This window comes from Fictibacillus sp. UD, from assembly GCF_043558025.1.
Taxonomy (GTDB): domain Bacteria; phylum Bacillota; class Bacilli; order Bacillales; family Fictibacillaceae; genus Fictibacillus.
In genome coordinates this window covers 13015-30915 of the sequence record NZ_JARUHH010000020.1, presented here as the reverse complement: position 1 = coordinate 30915, position 17901 = coordinate 13015, and the positions used below count along the sequence as shown (strand labels likewise).

Annotated in this window: 18 protein-coding genes; 1 reads left to right on the top strand and 17 read right to left on the bottom strand. The window is 40.7% G+C overall.

What is annotated here, in order from left to right; genetic code table 11:
* The first annotated feature begins 347 nt into the window (after positions 1-347).
* Positions 348-542 carry a hypothetical protein gene (locus P8610_RS18860; RefSeq protein ID WP_394605767.1) on the top strand — a complete coding sequence of 65 codons (195 nt, stop codon included), beginning with the start codon at positions 348-350 and terminating at the stop codon, positions 540-542.
* Here the strand turns inward: P8610_RS18860 and spoVT are convergent.
* The 17 genes from spoVT to P8610_RS18775 all read right to left on the bottom strand — a co-directional run bounded on the left by spoVT (position 519) and on the right by P8610_RS18775 (position 17788).
* Positions 519-1055, bottom strand: coding sequence for a stage V sporulation protein T (gene spoVT / locus P8610_RS18855; protein WP_394605766.1), 537 nt, complete (start codon positions 1053-1055; stop codon positions 519-521). The genes P8610_RS18860 and spoVT overlap by 24 nt on opposite strands.
* Positions 1056-1199: 144 nt before the next feature.
* Positions 1200-4739 carry a transcription-repair coupling factor gene (gene mfd / locus P8610_RS18850; protein WP_394605765.1) on the bottom strand — a complete coding sequence of 1180 codons (3540 nt, stop codon included), beginning with the start codon at positions 4737-4739 and terminating at the stop codon, positions 1200-1202.
* Positions 4740-5079: 340 nt separating this feature from the next.
* Positions 5080-5310, bottom strand: a complete 231-nt coding sequence (locus tag P8610_RS18845; protein WP_066238149.1) for an anti-sigma-F factor Fin family protein — start codon at positions 5308-5310, stop codon at positions 5080-5082.
* Positions 5311-5374: 64 nt separating this feature from the next.
* Positions 5375-5935: an aminoacyl-tRNA hydrolase gene (gene pth, locus P8610_RS18840; RefSeq protein WP_394605764.1), complete on the bottom strand. Its 561-nt coding sequence runs from the start codon at positions 5933-5935 to the stop codon at positions 5375-5377.
* A 99-nt stretch (positions 5936-6034) separates the two neighbouring features.
* The gene (locus tag P8610_RS18835) at positions 6035-6697 is read right to left on the bottom strand and encodes a 50S ribosomal protein L25/general stress protein Ctc (protein ID WP_394605763.1); all 663 of its coding nucleotides are present in this window, start codon (positions 6695-6697) and stop codon (positions 6035-6037) included.
* A gap of 337 nt (positions 6698-7034) precedes the next feature.
* Positions 7035-7985, bottom strand: coding sequence for a ribose-phosphate diphosphokinase (locus P8610_RS18830; protein ID WP_066238138.1), 951 nt, complete (start codon positions 7983-7985; stop codon positions 7035-7037).
* 30 nt (positions 7986-8015) lie between these two features.
* Complete coding sequence (gene glmU, locus P8610_RS18825; RefSeq protein ID WP_394605762.1) at positions 8016-9395, bottom strand: bifunctional UDP-N-acetylglucosamine diphosphorylase/glucosamine-1-phosphate N-acetyltransferase GlmU; 1380 nt, start codon at positions 9393-9395, stop codon at positions 8016-8018.
* A 238-nt stretch (positions 9396-9633) separates the two neighbouring features.
* The gene (spoVG, locus tag P8610_RS18820; RefSeq protein ID WP_066238133.1) at positions 9634-9924 is read right to left on the bottom strand and encodes a septation regulator SpoVG; all 291 of its coding nucleotides are present in this window, start codon (positions 9922-9924) and stop codon (positions 9634-9636) included.
* A gap of 417 nt (positions 9925-10341) precedes the next feature.
* Positions 10342-10719 carry a RidA family protein gene (locus P8610_RS18815; protein WP_394605761.1) on the bottom strand — a complete coding sequence of 126 codons (378 nt, stop codon included), beginning with the start codon at positions 10717-10719 and terminating at the stop codon, positions 10342-10344.
* On the bottom strand, positions 10716-11546 hold the full coding sequence (purR, locus tag P8610_RS18810) for a pur operon repressor (RefSeq protein ID WP_394605760.1): 831 nt from the start codon (positions 11544-11546) through the stop codon (positions 10716-10718). Before purR ends, P8610_RS18815 begins: the two co-directional genes overlap by 4 nt.
* A gap of 60 nt (positions 11547-11606) precedes the next feature.
* Complete coding sequence (gene ispE, locus P8610_RS18805; RefSeq protein WP_394605759.1) at positions 11607-12470, bottom strand: 4-(cytidine 5'-diphospho)-2-C-methyl-D-erythritol kinase; 864 nt, start codon at positions 12468-12470, stop codon at positions 11607-11609.
* Positions 12471-12611: 141 nt separating this feature from the next.
* The gene (locus P8610_RS18800; protein WP_197134475.1) at positions 12612-12794 is read right to left on the bottom strand and encodes a small, acid-soluble spore protein, alpha/beta type; all 183 of its coding nucleotides are present in this window, start codon (positions 12792-12794) and stop codon (positions 12612-12614) included.
* Positions 12795-12932: 138 nt separating this feature from the next.
* Positions 12933-13193: a biofilm formation stimulator Veg gene (gene veg, locus P8610_RS18795; RefSeq protein WP_066238125.1), complete on the bottom strand. Its 261-nt coding sequence runs from the start codon at positions 13191-13193 to the stop codon at positions 12933-12935.
* Positions 13194-13658: 465 nt separating this feature from the next.
* Positions 13659-14525, bottom strand: coding sequence for a sporulation peptidase YabG (yabG, locus tag P8610_RS18790; protein WP_394605758.1), 867 nt, complete (start codon positions 14523-14525; stop codon positions 13659-13661).
* Between the two features lie 87 nt (positions 14526-14612).
* A complete protein-coding gene (gene rsmA / locus P8610_RS18785; protein ID WP_289493745.1) occupies positions 14613-15488 on the bottom strand; it encodes a 16S rRNA (adenine(1518)-N(6)/adenine(1519)-N(6))-dimethyltransferase RsmA in 876 nt (291 codons plus the stop codon).
* 6 nt (positions 15489-15494) lie between these two features.
* Positions 15495-16058 (bottom strand): ribonuclease M5, encoded by a 564-nt coding sequence (rnmV, locus tag P8610_RS18780; RefSeq protein WP_289493746.1) that lies wholly within the window; start codon positions 16056-16058, stop codon positions 15495-15497.
* Positions 16059-16567: 509 nt separating this feature from the next.
* Positions 16568-17788 carry a ubiquitin-like domain-containing protein gene (locus P8610_RS18775; RefSeq protein ID WP_394605757.1) on the bottom strand — a complete coding sequence of 407 codons (1221 nt, stop codon included), beginning with the start codon at positions 17786-17788 and terminating at the stop codon, positions 16568-16570.
* Positions 17789-17901 lie beyond the last annotated feature (113 nt).

Here is a 17901-nt window from a genome sequence, read left to right as displayed (position 1 = left end):
GGGACGACACATGTCGACACGTTCTTTAATTCATCAACTTAATTCAAGGTATTATACCATAGTCAGATTGTATCGCCCTGCGATATGCAGCTTATATAAAGCAATTACCAATAGACTCTTCCTACTTGGTACTACTTGTTCCTTTATTTAGATCGCATATTTTGTTCTGTGGAGCTTTGAAATGAAGCTTAACTGCGCGAAATAAAGGGTAGCAAGTAGCTACGTGGACGCATAGTAAAAAAAGGCTCTTTTCTAAAAGCTTGTTGCTTTCAAACCTCATTTTTATTTTCTTCTGTGACAGTTGATTGGAGTATAAGGTGTGAGACTCCTGCGGGACAGGCGGGCAGGTGAGACACTTAAAAGTGAAACGTCCAAATGTGGCTCACCGCCTGCCCCGCGGAAAGCGAGCACCTGGAACGGAAATCAACCACTTCCAAGAACAACAAACCTTCCGGAAACAGCCTTATAAAAAGGTCTTTAACAACAAAAAAAGAAAGAGCATAATAGCCCTTCCTTCTCTACTGCTCCATCTGTCTGGCTAAAAATCCAGCAGCAGTTTCAGCAAGTTTTTGCTCAAGTTCTGACAGCTTTTTTCCTTCTTTTCCTACCATAACAACTGCCCCTATAGGGTCTCCGCCTGCGATGATAGGTGCTATAACATGAGATGTATTTTCTTTAATCCCATCAATCAGCTCGGCTTCGGCTCCGTTGGATTCAACCAGCGTCTTCCGGTCACTCATGGACGATTCCACTACTTTACCGATGCTTTTATTGTGGTAATCTTTCTTGGATCCGCCAGCTACCGCAATATATGTATCACGGTCAGCAATTAACACAACATGACCTGTACTATCTGCAAGGCTTTCTGCGTATTCTTTTGCAAAATCGCCTAGCTCATTAATCGGAGAGTATTTCTTTAAAATAACCTCTCCATCTCTGTCTACAAAAATCTCAAGCGGGTCTCCCTCACGAATCCGAAGTGTTCTGCGGATTTCCTTTGGAATAACTACGCGCCCAAGGTCATCAATACGTCGAACGATACCTGTGGCTTTCATATAGATAATGCCCTCTCTTTCGGATGATGATGATTCACTGATGTAACAACAAAATGGTTCCTTCTCTGAAAGAATGTTCCATTTTCTAGGTTTATTATTTGTTACATCTGCTGTTCTATTCACGATTGAGAGGGTAATTATATTTTATGGTGTATTTGTTGTCTTTTCTTTCCTAGCATGCTTAATCTCTTTTAGGAAAAGATCAATCTGTTTCAACAGATCTAAATCTTTTACCCGTTTCCTGTTGATGACCACTTTCATTAAGTTGTTCTGCATACCCAGGTTTACGTGTCTGCCTATCTTATTCGCGATCTCAAACATCTTTCCGCCATCCACGGATGCTGTTGTTTTTTCATTTAACAGCATGTTGACCGTATCCTGCTTCTGTTCAATCGACTTAACGCCTTCACGCTTCGCACGAAGTTTAATTCCTGCTACTAGCAGGAGACATTCCACTTCTACTGGATAATCACCGAAACGGTCAATAAATTCCTCTTGCAGGTCTGATATGTCTTTTAGGGCTTTCGCTGCACGAACATGTTTGTACATCTCGATCTTTTGCTTTTCGTCACCGATATAGTGTGTCGGGATATACGCATCAACCTCAAGATTAAGATCAACCTCTTCTTCTACTTCTTTTGGTTTTGTACCTTTTCGTTCTTGAATCGCTTCTTCAAGCATTTGAGAATACAGATCAAAACCTACTGAATCGATGAATCCGTGCTGCTGAGCACCAAGGAGATTACCTGCACCGCGAATAGACAAATCTCGCATTGCAATTTTAAATCCTGATCCTAATTCAGTAAATTCCTTTATAGCCTGAAGACGTTTCTCAGCCACTTCTGTTAAAACTTTATCACGCTGATACGTGAAATACGCATAAGCCACACGATTAGAACGACCAACACGTCCTCTAAGCTGATAAAGCTGTGAAAGCCCCATTTTATCCGCGTCATAAACGATGAGCGTATTCACGTTCGGAATATCTACGCCTGTCTCAATAATCGTTGTTGAAACCAACACATCATAATTTCCTTCTAAAAATTCGAGCATGACGCTTTCAAGCTCGTTCTCAGACATTTGTCCATGCGCATAGGCGACACGGCAATCAGGTACGAACATCGATATCTGCTCGGCCATTCTTTCAATCGAATCAACACGGTTGTACAGAAAATATACTTGACCGCCGCGGCCCATTTCCCGCTCGATCGCTTCTCGTACGAAAGAACCGTTATAATCCATGACGTATGTCTGAACTGGGAATCTATTTTCTGGCGGTGTCTCAATAACCGAAAGATCACGAACACCGAGCATCGACATGTGAAGTGTACGTGGAATAGGTGTAGCAGTTAATGTGAGCACATCCACATTTGATTTTAGCGTTTTGATCTTTTCTTTGTGAGTAACACCAAATCGCTGCTCTTCGTCAATAATAAGCAAACCTAGATCTTTATACTGAACATCTTTTGATAACAAACGATGTGTTCCGATCGCAATATCGACCGTACCTGCTTTCAATCCCTTAAGCACTTCGTTTTGTTCCTTTTTGGAACGAAAACGGCTTAAACTGCCGATAGTAATTGGAAACTCTGAAAAGCGTTCACGGAAGGTTTCAAAATGCTGCTGTGCAAGGATCGTAGTCGGAACAAGGAAAGCCACTTGCTTTCCATCCATAATTGCCTTAAACGCTGCACGAATCGCCACTTCGGTTTTTCCGTAACCCACATCTCCACAAAGAAGGCGGTCCATCGGACGAATACTTTCCATGTCTTTCTTGATTTCGTCGATCGCACGAAGCTGATCATCCGTTTCTTGGTATGGAAAACTTCCCTCAAACTCACTCTGTTCTGCTCCATCTTCAGCGAATGCATAACCCCTGCTCGCTTCACGTTCTGCATAAAGCTTAATAAGATCATCCGCAATATCCTGAACAGAAGATTTAACTCTGCTTTTAACTTTTTTCCAGTCGCTTCCGCCTAGCGTATAGATCTTAGGCTCTTTCCCCTCAGATCCCACATACTTCTGTACTTGATCGATCTGTTCTACAGGTACGTAAAGCTTATCGTTTCCGGAATATTTGATATGCAGGTAATCTTTATGAACACCTTTGATCTCGAGCGTTTCGATTCCTAAGTATCTCCCAATCCCGTGATTGACGTGAACGACATAATCGCCTACTTTTAATTCCGAGTAACTCTTGATCCGTTCAGCATTAGTCATCTTCTGTTTTCTAGCAGGACGTTTAGCCTTCTTCGTAAATACTTCTTCTTCTGTTATGACAACAAGCTTTTGCTTAACAGATTCAAATCCGCTAGCAAGATCTCCGAGCAAAATCTGACTCGTTTTCGGCTGAATATCCTGATCTTTGTCAATAATGCCTGCATCCATTTCATAATCGGCAAGCACTCGTTCCAGCCGCTGTGCACGTTCCCTGTTCATCGCAACAAAAACGATCGCAAATCCAAGCTTTTTCCAGCGGTCCATCTCACCTTTTAATACGTTCATCTGACCGTGAAAGTTCTGCATGCTCTTGCATTCTACATTGAGAATGTTTTGAGGCTGAGTGTGCGGTACGTGTCTTAAGAACAAAGATAAATAAATGATCGGAAACGCCTTTTTGTCACCAAGAAGCTGGTTGGTGTCAGGCGATATGGTCAGATCTTGAACAAGCTCTCCATGCTCTAGCAAAGCGGTCTGCCACTCCGCTTCCTCTTTATCCAGCTGCTGGCTCGTTTCCTGAATGCGGCCGATCTCATCCATAATGATCAAGCTGTCAGACGATATGTAATTCAAAAGACTTGCGGGCTGTTCATAAAAGAGCGAAGCGTACTTATACATGCTTTGAAACTGCTGTTGTTCACGCAATCGGCCCGTTTCATAACTAATATTTTCAACGAGTGTTTCTTTTAAAGAATTATCTTTAATATTTTTTAAAGTGGTTGCTAGCTTTGCATCAATACGCTCTGCAGCCTTGTTATAGTGTTCTTCAAACAGGATAAGTTCTTCAGCTGGAGCAATGGAAATCTGCTCTACTTTATCTTGTGAACGTTGTGTTTCTGCTTCAAAGTAACGAATAGAATCGATTTCCGTATCAAAAAGCTCAATGCGAAGAGGATTTTTTTCCGTAAGTGGGTAAATATCGATAATTCCTCCACGAACACTGAATTCACCTGGTGTTTGTACCATTGACGTACGTTCATATCCCATCGCAACAAGCTTATTTAAAACTTGATCTGGATCGATATCTTCACCCATTTTAAAAGAAAGTCCAGATTGTTTCCAAACGTCTACCGGTGGAAGATATCTTCTTAGTCCTGCAACTGGTGTGATAATGACACCTTTGGATGATTGGCTTAAATAATTTAGCGCTTCAATCCTTTGGCTCTTCAGCTCAGGACTCGAGATTGCCATCTCCGAGGATATTAGATCATTAACGGGATATAAATAAACTTCATCTTCAGATAAAAGAGAAGTTAGATCTTCATATAGTTTTTGTGCTTGAAATAGATTATGGGTTACAACCAGCTGTGGTTTACCCGTATTCTCGTGAAGACTGCTAATGAGCATGGTTCGAGCAGAACCTGAAAGCCCCGCTACTAATTGTTCTTTGAGTCCGCCGTTTATACCATCCAAAATGGATTTAAAGTCTTCTCCCTGGCTAAAATATTTCTTCAATCCAAGCATTTCTTACTCCCCCTCTCACAAGCTAGTCATTGGTTCTATGAAAGTGATTTTTGATCTGTATTAAAAAGGTTGTTGCTTGTGGGTTATGTTTTGGAAACCCCTTCATTGACAAGTTGATTGGAGTGCAAGGTGCGAGACTCCTGGGGGAGCAGCGGGACAGGTGAGACTCCTAACGGCGCAAAGCGCAGAGGAGGCTCACCGCACGCCCCCCGGAAAGCGAGCACCCAGGAACGCAGATCAACCACTTTCAAAAACATCAAAGAAATACGAACACAGCCCATTTTAAACAGAAAAAGGCTTTGGCCCGCGTAGTAGGCTATGGCCAAAGCATTACCTTATTTTATTGAATAAAGGATTTCAACGTATGATACTCAGGATAGCGTTCTAAAGTATCCTGACAATCCTCACAAGTAGTCGTGACCTCTATATCTCCATTCTCTTTATAGGAGAGTAATTCCTGCCGTTCTTCGCTACTTAATGTTTCAAACCCAAGATGTGCCGCATTCACAGTATGGTGATCAATCGTGCCAACATGTGTTTTACAATGCCTGCACCTGTAATGAATAGCCATGTACGGTCCCCTTTCGGTTAGCATTATACTAACCATTATGAGCGGAACATGTGTAATCTATTCTTTACCCGTTAAACTTATTCATGACTTTATCAAACGATGTTTCTATAAAAGCAGCACACGCTTTAACTGATCGGTCAATTCCGCTTTCAACATCAATCTGCTCATCTTTAGAAAAACGGTTCAGTACAAAGTCAGGCACGGGCTGTTGATTTGTAGGACGGCCGATACCAAATCGAATTCTCTTAAATTCTTGTGTGCCAAGATGAGCAATCATCGATCTAATCCCATTGTGTCCGCCAGCGCTTCCTTTAGTTCGGAGTCGCAGCTTCCCCGGAATGGTATCAAGGTCATCATAAACAACCACCATGTCTTCTAATGGAATTTGAAAATAATCCATAAACGGTCCGATGCACTCACCTGATAAGTTCATATACGTCAGTGGTTTCAAAAGAAATACTTTTTCTCCGCCAACAAAACCTGTTCCGTATAACCCTTTAAATTTTGTTTGCTGCATAGGGATGTTTAAGGAATCGGAAAGTTTGTCAATCACTTCAAATCCTATATTATGCCGGGTTCCATCAAAACGAGATCCAGGGTTCCCGAGCCCGATAAACAGTTTCACTTTACGTTCACCTAACCTTTAATTGTCTTACGAACATTATACAACAATTAGGATAACAGAATAAAAACGCAGCGGCTGCTGCGTTTCGTATTCATTATTCTATTCGTCTTTCTTCTCTTCTTCCTGACTGTCATCAGCTACAGATTCAGAGGACTCTGGAGCATCTCCTTCTGCATCCGCTTCTTCTGTTTCAGGATCTGTTTCTTCATCTTGAAGTTTTGGAGGGGTTACACTCGCAACCACTTCGTCTTCTTCATGAAGGATTTCGTATTTTTTCCCTGTCGGTAAATCCTTAACTGATAAAGAGTCACCTATATTTAAGTCTTCAACAGAAGCTTCCAGCTGCTCTGGGAAATCGGAAGGAAGAGCTTTAACGTTTACTGTTGCCAGCACACGCTGCAACACTCCGCCTTCTTTAACCCCAACAGATTCACCTGTAAGGACAACCGGTACCTCGGCTTCTGTTTCTTTATTTAAGTCAATCGCTAGGAAATCTACGTGTGTAACAGAATTCTTCAAAGGATGAACCTGCATATCCTGCACCATAACAGAATAATCTTTTCCATCCACCTTAAGTTTGAGTACACCGTTCTTTCCTACTTCTCTGTAGGCTTTAATAAATTCTGGCTCATCAACAGATAGAGCTACAGACTTTGTTCCATATCCATAAAGGTTCGCTGGAAAATGTCCTTTGTTTCTTAATTCCGTTAACGTTGAACGTTTGTCAGTATTTCTCTTTTCGACTGTTAGATTCGTTGCCATAATGAGATCCACCTTTCCTATTTCGAGTCTCTTTAAAGCATTACCCGAACTGAAAGATTTTAAAACGCGAAGTTAGAAATCGTTTTAGCAAGTGTTTCTTAAAGTGAAAAATTTATTTAGAAGAACTTTGTTGTTCTTGAAAGTCGTTGATTTCCACTCCAGGTGCTTCGCTTTCCGCGGGGCAGGCGGTAAGCCACATTCGTACGTTTCACGTATAAGTGTCTCACCTGACCGCTTATCCCGCAGGAGTCTCACACCTTCCTCTTCAATCAACTCATCAATGTAGCGAAAAATAACGACATAGCTCAATCTTTTAGAGAAAAGCTTTTAAAAGATCTTAATCAAATAATTTAGAAACTGATAATTGTTCGTGTACACGGATAATCGCTTCTCCTAATAAAGGAGCTACAGAAAGCTGAGTCACTTTATCAATCTTCTTTTCTTCAGGAAGAACGATTGTGTTTGTAACTACAAGCTCTTTTATTGAAGAATTTTGGATACGGTCCATTGCAGGGCCTGAAAGTACTGGGTGCGTACAGCATGCATACACTTCTTTAGCACCGTTCTCAATCAGTGCATTAGCCGCTAATGTAATCGTACCAGCAGTATCGATAATATCATCGATCAAGATTGCTGTTTTCCCTTCAATGTTACCAACGATATTCATAACTTCAGATACGTTCGGGCGTGGACGGCGTTTATCGATAATAGCAATTGGTGCTTTTAGACGATCTGCCATCTTACGTGCTCTTGTAACACCGCCATGATCTGGCGAGACAATTACGATATCATCTAGTTCTTTATTCGCAAAATAATTTGCCAAGATCGGCACACCTAGCAATTGGTCAACTGGGATGTCGAAGAAGCCTTGAATTTGAGTTGCATGAAGATCGATAGCAATTACACGTGTTGCTCCAGCAGTTTCAAGCAAGTTAGCTACAAGTTTAGCTGTGATCGGTTCACGGGCACGAGCTTTACGGTCTTGACGAGCATAGCCATAATAAGGCATTACAACGTTAATTGTTTTTGCAGATGCACGTTTAAGTGCATCAATCATGATTAATAGTTCCATCAAGTGCTGGTTAACAGGGTCGCTTGTGGATTGAATAACGTATACTTCACAACCGCGAATACTCTCTTCAATATTAATTTGAATTTCCCCGTCGCTAAACTTTGTTACTGAACTTTCTCCAAGTTCAATTCCAATGTGCTGAGCAATCTCCTTTGATAATTCTTTATTAGAATTTAACGTGAAAACTTTCAATGTAGGATCTACATACGTACTCATTGATGGCTCCATCCTTCCCCACTCTTAAAATTATTGGTTTTGCTTTTCGTTTAACTTTTGAACGTAATTTTCTTTTACCGTTTGACGCGATCTTGCAATGGATAGTGAATCAGCAGGTACATCGTTCGTAATCGTCGAACCTGCGGCAACATAAGCATTTTTCCCAACAGTAACAGGAGCAACTAAGTTCGAGTTGCAACCAATAAATGCCCCGTCTTCTACCTTGGTTAGGAATTTGTTCTTGCCATCATAATTCACTGTGATAGACCCGCAGCCTAAGTTTACATCTTTTCCGATCTCAGCATCACCAATATAGCTTAGATGAGATGCTTTGCTGCCTGTGCTCATCACAGACTTCTTCACTTCAACAAAGTTTCCGATCTTTACTTGATTCTCTAGAACGGATTTCGGACGGATGTGTGCAAAAGGACCGATTGCAGTCTCATCTCCTACTTCACTGTCATGAATGACAGACTGACGAATTGTGTTTCCACTTCCGATCACGCTATCTTTAATTTCGGATTGAGGACCGATGATGTTTTCTTCACCAATTTTTGTTTGACCTAAAATTACAGTGCCAGGGTAGATCACCGTGTCACTTCCAATTTCAGCATCATCTGAAATATACGTTTGTTCTGGGTCGATCAACGTAACACCATTTCTCATGTGGCGCTCATTAATGCGCTTTTTCATGTAACGTTCTGCTTGCGAAAGCGCCACTCGATCGTTTACCCCAAGCGTTTCATTAAAATCTGGTGTTTGATAAGCAGCTACAACTTCGCCTGCTTTTTTGAGAATTTCTATAACATCAGGCAAGTAGTACTCACCTTGTACGTTGTCATTGTTTACTTGCTTTAATGCTTCAAATAGTGCTTTATTATCAAAACAGTAAGTTCCTGTATTGATCTCAGTCACTTTTCGTTCTTCTTCTGATGCATCTTTATGCTCAACATTTCTTTCAACAGTTCCTTCACTGTTACGAATAATGCGGCCGTAACCTGTAGGATCTTCAGCCTTAGCTGTTAGAATGGTAGCTTTTGCACCTAGTGACTCATGTTCAGCAATAAGCTTTTCCATCGTTTCCGAAGTAATAAGAGGTGTATCACCACAAACAACAAGTGTGATTCCTTCTTCATTAGCCAGCGCGTTTTCAGCCTGCATAACAGCATGTGCTGTACCAAGCTGCTCTTCTTGAAGCACATACTGAATATCGGAGCCTAATTGATCCTGAACTTTCTCAGCACCATGGCCCACAACAGCCACCATTTGTTTCATTTGAAGAGAGCTGATCTGATCAACAACATGTTGAACCATCGGCTTACCACAAACAGGATGTAATACTTTATATAATTTGGATTTCATCCTTGTTCCTTGACCCGCAGCAAGAATGACCGCATAGCGATTTGTCATAGTGAACCTCCATCCATTTTCCTAAATCTTAATATACCATAACGAATATATCTTAAACGCGTAGTCATTTCAAGAAGTGGATAGGGATTGTCAACGGTTTGATAAATTTTGGTCGGAAAACTGAAGAAATTCTAGTAATTATGAGGTACGTACAGGAAGGTTCTATCTATTGAGGAAAAAATGAGCAAATAAAAAGAACCTAATCGTTTTGACCAGGCTCTAAATTCTTATTGAGATATTAAGAAGCCCCTGCTTCCTCTAAAGCAGACTCCATTTCTCCCATACGGTGATATTCTGTTAATACCGCGTTTTGGATCTTCTCACGAGTACTTGACGTGATCGGATGCGCGATATCACGGAACTCTCCATCTGGTGTTCGTTTGCTTGGCATAGCTACGAACATTCCATTATTGCCATCAATTACCCTAATATCATGAATAACAAATTCATGATCGATTGTAATGGAGGCAATCGCTTTCATACGGCCTTCTGTATTTACACGGCGTAATCTTACGTCAGTCACTTCCATTCACAAACACCACCTTTTTCCAAAATAAGAACGTAATACTACAATTCTGCAGCTTTTTACAAAATCCTTCTTTGAATAATAAAAATTTTTAAAAAATTCGCGACGCCTTTTCCAGCCTAGCTTTCTTGTATGTTCATTAACCGAATGTACGCGCCAAAATTATCTTCCAGATAGACTCTTTTCTAAAGGCTGTTTTTTAAAGGATTGTTGCTTATAAATTTTTTTATGGTCTTCTTTGAGCAGTTGGTTGTAGTGTAAGGTACGAGACTCCTGCGGGACAGGTGGGCAGGTGAGACACTTAAGAGTGAAACGCTACGAATGTGGCTCACCGCCTGCCCCGCGGAAAGCGAGCACCTGGAGCGGAAACCAACGACTTTCAAGACTTTCACTAGAAAAAAATAAGCCCCATAAAGGGACTTATTTTGTAAGTGCAATCACTTCTATTTCAACTTTTGCATCTTTTGGAAGACGTGCGACTTCTACACAAGATCTTGCTGGTTTATGATCGTTAAAGTATTGGCCATACACTTCATTAATCTCTGCGAACTCGTTCATATCACTTATAAAAACCGTAGCTTTAACGACTTGGTCAAGTGATGATCCCGCTTCCTTAAGGACCGCTTGCAGGTTGCGAAAAACTTGATGTGTCTGTTCTTTTACATCACCTTCAATCATAACTCCTTCTTTTGTAAGAGGAATCTGTCCTGAACTGAAGAATAATTGGTCGATTACGATACCTTGAGAATATGGACCGATTGCTGCAGGTGCTTCTTCTGTATGAACTTTTTTCATCACGCATTACCTCCATTTAGAAAATAATTGCCTTTTTCAACTTCAATACGGTTTTCTTTTTCGTTCACTTGAGCTAGGCGCGCGATTGACACATAGTCATCAACAAGACGTTCGGAAACTTCTTGCGCCTCGACTAAAACACCGATTCCTTCGATATGCGCCTGAAACTCTTCAATCAAGCTGATCATACCTTTAATCGTACCGCCCGCTTTCATAAAGTCATCGATTATAAGTACACGAGAACCTTGTTTAATGCTTCGTCGAGCAAGGGCCATCGTTTGAATGCGTTTTGTCGAACCAGAAACATAGTTAATACTTACTGTTGACCCTTCCGTTACCCTGCTATTGCTTCTCACAACGACTACAGGAACATTTAAATGCGTTGCTACTGCGTAAGCAAGCGGAATTCCTTTTGTTGCTATCGTCATCACAACATCAATTTTTCGAGAAGAGAAGATGGACGCAAACAGTCTTCCGATCTGGTTAACGAGTCTTGGGTTTCCAATGATATCTGTTACGTACAGATAACCTCCAGGTAAGATACGGCTCGGATCTTCAAGAAGCTGAACAAGTTCTTCAACTGTTGTTTCAGCTTCAGCATGATCGATGCCTGGAATGTATTTAACGCCGCCCGCTGCGCCAGGAACCGTTTGAACGTGACCTAACCCGTGCTGTTCGAAATGCTCCTTAATGATAGCAAGATCTTCACTTATTGAAGATTTAGCTGATTCGTACCGTTCTACAAAATAAGATAAAGGGATGAGTTGGTGGGGATGATGAAGAAGGTAAGCTGTTAAATCTACCATTCTTCCGCTTCTTTTTAATTTCATATTATCCTCCAAAACCGAATGTTTGAAGATAATATACCATTTTTATACGGATTTTATCAATCATTCCCCTAATAAACGAACCGCATAAACTTCGTGGCAGAAACCTCTTAATCCGTTATAAACTCTTTGAAGCCGTGACTCGTGTTGAAAAAGACCAAAAACGGTAGGTCCGCTTCCGCTCATTAATACGGCATCCGCTCCAAGTCTCATCATCTGTTCTTTAATGTGTTTTACTTCTGGATACATCTTTAACGTAACAGATTCTAAAACATTTCCGAGAAGATTACAGATTTGATCGTAATCTTTCTCTTCAATCGCCTTGACCATACCTTCAACATCAGGATGTTGTAGTCCTTGAAGTTTTAAATTACGGTACACTTCTCCGGTAGAAACTCCAATCGGAGGCTTAGCTAAAAGCACCCAGCAAGGAGGAGGAGATGAGATATGGTGAATCTTCTCTCCTCTGCCCGTCGCCAATGCGGTTCCTCCATACACACAAAAAGAAACATCTGAGCCTATTTTCGCGCCGAGTTCAGCTAGCTCATCAAGTGACAGACCTAAACCCCAAAGCTCATTAAGTCCTTTAAGGGTTGCGGCTGCATCACTGCTTCCTCCAGCCAAGCCCGCTGCAACAGGTATGTGTTTAGAAATATGTATGTAGACACCCTTATTTATGTTAAATGTTTTCTTTAACAGCAGAGCTGCTTGAAAGGCTAGATTGCGCTCATCAAGAGGGACAAATCCGCCTGAACTTTCAATTTTGATTTCGTCTGCCTCTAATAAAGTTAGTTCGATTCGGTCAGCTAAATCTACCGTTGTCATAACCATAGCCACTTCATGAAACCCATCTTCTCTTTTTCGCAACGCATCGAGAGAAAGATTAATTTTAGCTGGAGCTTTAATGGATACTTTATTAATTGTCATCATTATCCCTGCCTACCATCTTGCACAATTTTGATATTTTTAATAGTAACACAGTATGAGGAATGAAATATAGAAAAAATCAATCTAGAGATATAGAGGAAAACCGGAGACACTAAGGCCTCCGGTCGTTATTACCGCATATTATCTATTTTCATTGTTATAGCGCTGTTCAGCGATTTCTAATGCTCGTTTCACCATATTTCCTGCGTCTTTAGAACGGATGCCGCCCCAGCCTTCTCGCTGGACCGTATCATAAAACCCCAGCTCTTTTGCGATCTCTGTTTTTAAGCCTTCAGACATCATGCCGTTTTTTCTTCGTCCCATGATGAAAACCCCTTTCATATGCGATACACCATAGTATCTCCAAAAGGGGTTTTATCTTTCTCATTAATGTGCTGATTATATGTATTTTTTGTTTTAGACCACAACCAGCAAGGTAAAAAAAATAGCAGTAAAGGTTTCTTACTGCCCGATTGCTGCTTGTGTATCTTCTAAGAATGTAAGTTCTACTGTTTCTGTGAGTACATCCGCGTAACTATAAGAAACACGTTCGAAAGCGTTGGTGTCCTGATCTAATTTGATAATAAAAACTGCTGGGTATGTTTCTTCTAATGTGCCTAGTCGTTCGATCGTTTTACGTCGACCGCCATTTGCACGTAAAGAAAGTCTTCTACCCACGTTGGACTCTAAAGAGCGTCTAATGTCCACTATTGTTTTACCCATTTTAGGCTCCACCTCACTTAGACAAATTATAACACAAATCGTGTTTTTTTGTCAAATTAAAATTTTCATTATAGCAAGCAAAGCATTTTCATGTCAATGACTAAATATCCTTTTTTTGCTTTTTTTAGTATGTCAATATACCTGGTGAATATGTATAAAATGAATATTTTTTACAAATAATTCTTAAATTTATGCCCTTTTGATATGTTTTATTAAGTTTTCAGCATTTTAAAAGACGCTTTTCTAAAGGGGGTATCCAGCTGGTGGGATCCTGAAATTCGTGCACTCAATCCAGAAGTTTTGGTTGTTTATCCACGAGTTTTGACCTTCAATCCAAAAGTTTTGTGCTTTTATCCACGAGTCTACAATCCTCGACATTTTTCGCGCATGTTATGAGTATTACCCTACTCAAATACCTTTACATTCAAACAATAAAAAAACTCCGAATTCCGGAGTTTTACGTTTCTATGGCTTTGATTTAATCGGCATTCCTGTTCTTAGGAACCCTTTAGTCTCTACACCGCCTAATCCCTCTTTACCAGTAAGTGTATTGCGTAGAACATCCATTACGTTCACGCGATCCATAAAGGATGTCAGACTGATCTTTGAAACGATATAGACGGGGTCTAAGGCATGTATATTAATTCGAGCAGGTGAGCTCGCGAAATTTGAACCTACTTTTATTAACGATTCAAAATGCGATTGGCAGGCTCCTGCAAAGATCATCAAATGGTCAAGGTGTGTATATTTCCTTCTCACCTCTCTAACCGTTCTAATGAAATATTTTGTATGCCGATATGCATTCACATCAGAAACATCGCCTTTTGATTTCATATAGGCGTCATGCCCCGTTATGACGAGTATGTCTGGTCTGATTTCATCAACTAATGCCGGTACTTTTTCTGGCATTTCCGATTCCTTCATATGAATGCCGTACACGGGTACTCCAAGCTTTTTGTATAACTCCAGACATTTATTTAAATATAACGGGTCTCCGTCAATATGAAGCACTCTTCCTGGCAGCTCAAAATAAGACTGATCGTATTGATAGCCGTTTGTCGATAGATACTCTCTTTTTTGCCGCAGCAGATAATAATCTTGTCTGAATAATTTTAAGGATGACTCTTCTTTTTCTTTTTCAACTTGCCTATGTTCAGACATATGTTTGTCATCAACAACGAATAAGTCATCAACTGGTGCATCTGCCCATAGCCTGAGCTCTTCTCCAGCAAGTTCAGCAATAGTACGATCTTCACTAAACCCTATTACTCGAAAAAGAAGATCCCGCTTGTAAGAGTTTCTGCTTACAATTGATCCAATCTCTAGTTTCATTTTACTCCCCCTATTTGGAGTAATAAGCTCCTTAGCTCACATTATTCCTTTTATAAGAGTATGTGGAAACCGGGGGAAAAATGAGGTTTATTTTACAAGAGGCAAAAGAGCATCAGCCAACTTGCCAAATTCCTGTATGGATAACGTTTCACCTCTGCGTTTTGGATCGATATCAATGGAATCCAAAATCGTTTGAAGCTCTTCCTTCTTGTCTTTAGGTACAAGCTGGCTCGTCAGGTTGTTCCAAAGCGTCTTACGTCTTTGAGCAAACGATGACCTTACTACATTAAAGAAAAAGTCTTCATCTTTTACTGCAACAGCAGGCTCTTTTCGAAGCGTTAGCTTAATGACGGATGAATCTACGTTAGGAGCTGGAACAAAAACCGTTTTAGGCACTTTGATCATCGTTTCAGCCGTCGCATAATATTGGATTGCAATGGAAAGAGAGTTGTAATCTTTCGTGCCTGGTGATGCGGCAAGACGGTCCGCTACCTCTTTTTGAATCATACAGACAATGCCTCGAATAGGAAGCTTATCTTGAAGAAGTTTCATAATGATTGGTGTCGTAACGTAATACGGCAAGTTTGCCACAACCATCAGATCCTGCCCTTCTTCAAAATGCTCTTTTATCACAGCGTGTATATCTGCTTTTAAAACATCTGAATGAATGACCTCTACATGTGGGTATGGTGCGAGTGTTTCTTCTAATATAGGAAGAAGACGCTGATCAATTTCAAAAGCAACCGCCTTTTTGGAAGACCTCGCGATGAATTCAGTTAACGCTCCAATTCCAGGACCAATTTCAATTACTCCGGATTCCTCTGTCAGATCTGCTGCATTTACAATATTATTTAAGATATTGCGGTCAATCAGAAAGTTTTGTCCTAAACTCTTTTTAAAAGTAAAACCATGCTTCTCCAGTATGGCTTTTGTAGATTGGGGAGTGGATATATCTTTTCTCATTTGTTTCTATTCCTCCTCATTGCTATAAAGCGCCTTTAGGGCCTGTTCAAATTCTTCTGGTGTAACTCTGAACATATTTAGACGTTTATGTAATTGCTTGGCGTTCATATAGCCTATGCGCAGCTCTCTTCCAATCACTTCGCGTCTATGTTTTGAATCCGGGCCGCCCGTTAGACCAGCAGCTATTAGGTCTTCCCATAAAATGCTCTCGTTTTCAGTCTCTGCCATTTCTTCTCGAACATGCTCAAGCGCTTCAACAATTGCCTCTCTTGAAGCGTGTTCGACTCCAACGCCTTTGTCACCTTTAGCGAGTGCATCAGCCTTCGCTAGATAGGCATGCTTACAGCCAGGGACATGCTCTGAAATGATTTCTCGAATTCTTTTTCCTGGGAAGTCTGGGTCTGTGAAAACGATTATTCCTCTTGTCTCGTGGGCTCTTTTTATACGATTCAATGTATCTATACTAATTTCTGAACCATTTGTTTCTATTGTATCTGCTAAAACAGATCGTTTGATGGCAAGCGTATCGCTCTTTCCTTCAACAACGATAATTTCTTTTATTTTTTTCATGATTTCCTCCAAAACGGTGAAACCTTTTTAGGCATTGCAACGTCTAATTATTTGAACGAAAAAAACATCTTTTACTAGTATACCCCAGGCGTCAAGAAAGTCTAGGTTTACAAAGTAATGCCCTGTATATCGGGTGTACTTCTCTTATACTCTTTTCTAAAAGATTGTTATTTTGAAGCAGTTTGTTCAATTCTCTTCTCTGATAACTTGATTGGAGTGTAAGGTGTGTGCCTACCACCTGAGAACCTTCTCGCAAGGCATGCGACGAGGAAGTTACAATAGAATTTAACTTGTAGACGCAGGAGCAAGAAAACTTCCTTGTAGCGTGAAAGGTGAGACACTTATACGTGAAACGTAACGAATGTGGCTCACCGCCCGCCCCGCGGAAAGCGAGCACCTGGAACGGAAATCAACCACTTTCAAGAGCAACAAAGGGTGCGAAAACAGCCTTCTTTTAAAACGAGGCGCAAATAAAAAAGCACAGGGATTTTTCCCTATGCTTTCAAAAATTAATTAATAATACGAATTTTAACTGATTTTCTTCCCCAAGACTCTGCACGTGATTGTGAAGCAAAGAATACGTCAATCTTGTTACCCTTGATCGCCCCTCCAGTATCTGAAGCAATAGCATAACCATATCCTTCAACATATACTTTCGAACCAAGCGGAATCACATTAGGATCGACTGCGATAACTTTCGCATTCGGGTTAGATTTCAGGTTGAATCCAGTAGCTGTAATACCAGAACATCCTGCACAGTTAGCAGTGTAAGCAGTACTTGTAACCGTAATTTCTCTTCCGCCTGAACTGCTTGCTGAAGGTGATTTACTACGAGATACAACTGGCTGCGGTTTTGGAGCTGGTGGTGCCTTTGTCCCAACAGCAACAATTTTGTCAGAGCTATCTGTTAACGTTTTTTCGCTGATCAGTTTTCTGGAAACCTCTTTACCGTTTTCCACAACAACCTCAAAGCGTTTTTCAAGTTTGCCTTTTTTGCCTTCTTGCACAACACGCTCTTTGCCTTTTGTTAGACCACTGTCTTTGCGGTTAACAACAGCAAACGGTGTTTCTTCTTCCACTACATCGGTGACCTTTTCTACTCGGATGACTTCAACCTGCGTTTTGCCAGATATTTTAGCTGTTTTAGCAGGTGTTACTCGATCAATTTCACCTAATGATACCTTTTGTTGTTTCAAAAGGTCAGCGACGGTAGTCGAAGTGGTCCAAACTTGCTGAGCTTTTCCGCCCACAACAAGCTTAACCGGGAATGCTGATTCAATTTGGATCTTCCCTTGATCCTTTATGTCAGCAGTGAGATTTGGCTTGATAGAATCATGCTCATTAAGCGTAAGCTGCTGTTCCTTCACGAATTGTTCAACAGTCTTTGCTGTCGTCCAAATCGTTTTATCCTTGCCATTAACGGTAAGGATAACTTGCTTCGCTTCTGTATAATCAACCTTCATGTTATCTGTAACCTTGGCATTAAGACCTGGTTTTACTAAATCATGCTGGTTAGGTTTTATGTTTTGTTCGCTTAAAAATTCTCTAACCGTATTGGCATGTGTCTTCACTTCAGTTTTCTTTCCGTCTTTCATAAGCGTTACTTCAGCTTTCGTAGTTTCATAACCTACGAATCCGGTAGTTACCGCTAAAACGAGAAGAGCAACGATCGAAAGATAAACTTTCTTTCTTGTGATACTTGAGAATAAAGCTGTAATATTCCTATACATTCAATTTCCTCCCCTACAAGGACTGCATTATAAATATCTTTTTTCTCTCTGTCAAATCACCCTCCTTTTCGTCCTGAATTGACCCAAGGCAATTATGAACGGAAAAGAAGGAA

Coding starts and splice junctions, on each gene's coding strand:
- spoVG (WP_066238133.1), bottom strand. CDS start 9,924: ATGGAAGTGACTGACGTAAGATTACGCCGTGTAAATACAGAAGGCCGT.
- mfd (WP_394605765.1), bottom strand. CDS start 4,739: ATGCTTGGATTGAAGAAATATTTTAGCCAGGGAGAAGACTTTAAATCC.
- yabG (WP_394605758.1), bottom strand. CDS start 14,525: ATGAAACTAGAGATTGGATCAATTGTAAGCAGAAACTCTTACAAGCGG.
- glmU (WP_394605762.1), bottom strand. CDS start 9,395: ATGACAAATCGCTATGCGGTCATTCTTGCTGCGGGTCAAGGAACAAGG.
- spoVT (WP_394605766.1), bottom strand. CDS start 1,055: ATGAAAGCCACAGGTATCGTTCGACGTATTGATGACCTTGGGCGCGTA.
- P8610_RS18830 (WP_066238138.1), bottom strand. CDS start 7,985: ATGAGTACGTATGTAGATCCTACATTGAAAGTTTTCACGTTAAATTCT.
- ispE (WP_394605759.1), bottom strand. CDS start 12,470: ATGACAATTAATAAAGTATCCATTAAAGCTCCAGCTAAAATTAATCTT.
- purR (WP_394605760.1), bottom strand. CDS start 11,546: ATGAAATTAAAAAGAAGCGGAAGAATGGTAGATTTAACAGCTTACCTT.
- veg (WP_066238125.1), bottom strand. CDS start 13,193: ATGGGTAAAACAATAGTGGACATTAGACGCTCTTTAGAGTCCAACGTG.
- rsmA (WP_289493745.1), bottom strand. CDS start 15,488: ATGAGAAAAGATATATCCACTCCCCAATCTACAAAAGCCATACTGGAG.
- P8610_RS18845 (WP_066238149.1), bottom strand. CDS start 5,310: ATGGCTATTCATTACAGGTGCAGGCATTGTAAAACACATGTTGGCACG.
- P8610_RS18800 (WP_197134475.1), bottom strand. CDS start 12,794: ATGGGACGAAGAAAAAACGGCATGATGTCTGAAGGCTTAAAAACAGAG.
- P8610_RS18835 (WP_394605763.1), bottom strand. CDS start 6,697: ATGGCAACGAATCTAACAGTCGAAAAGAGAAATACTGACAAACGTTCA.
- P8610_RS18775 (WP_394605757.1), bottom strand. CDS start 17,788: ATGTATAGGAATATTACAGCTTTATTCTCAAGTATCACAAGAAAGAAA.
- rnmV (WP_289493746.1), bottom strand. CDS start 16,058: ATGAAAAAAATAAAAGAAATTATCGTTGTTGAAGGAAAGAGCGATACG.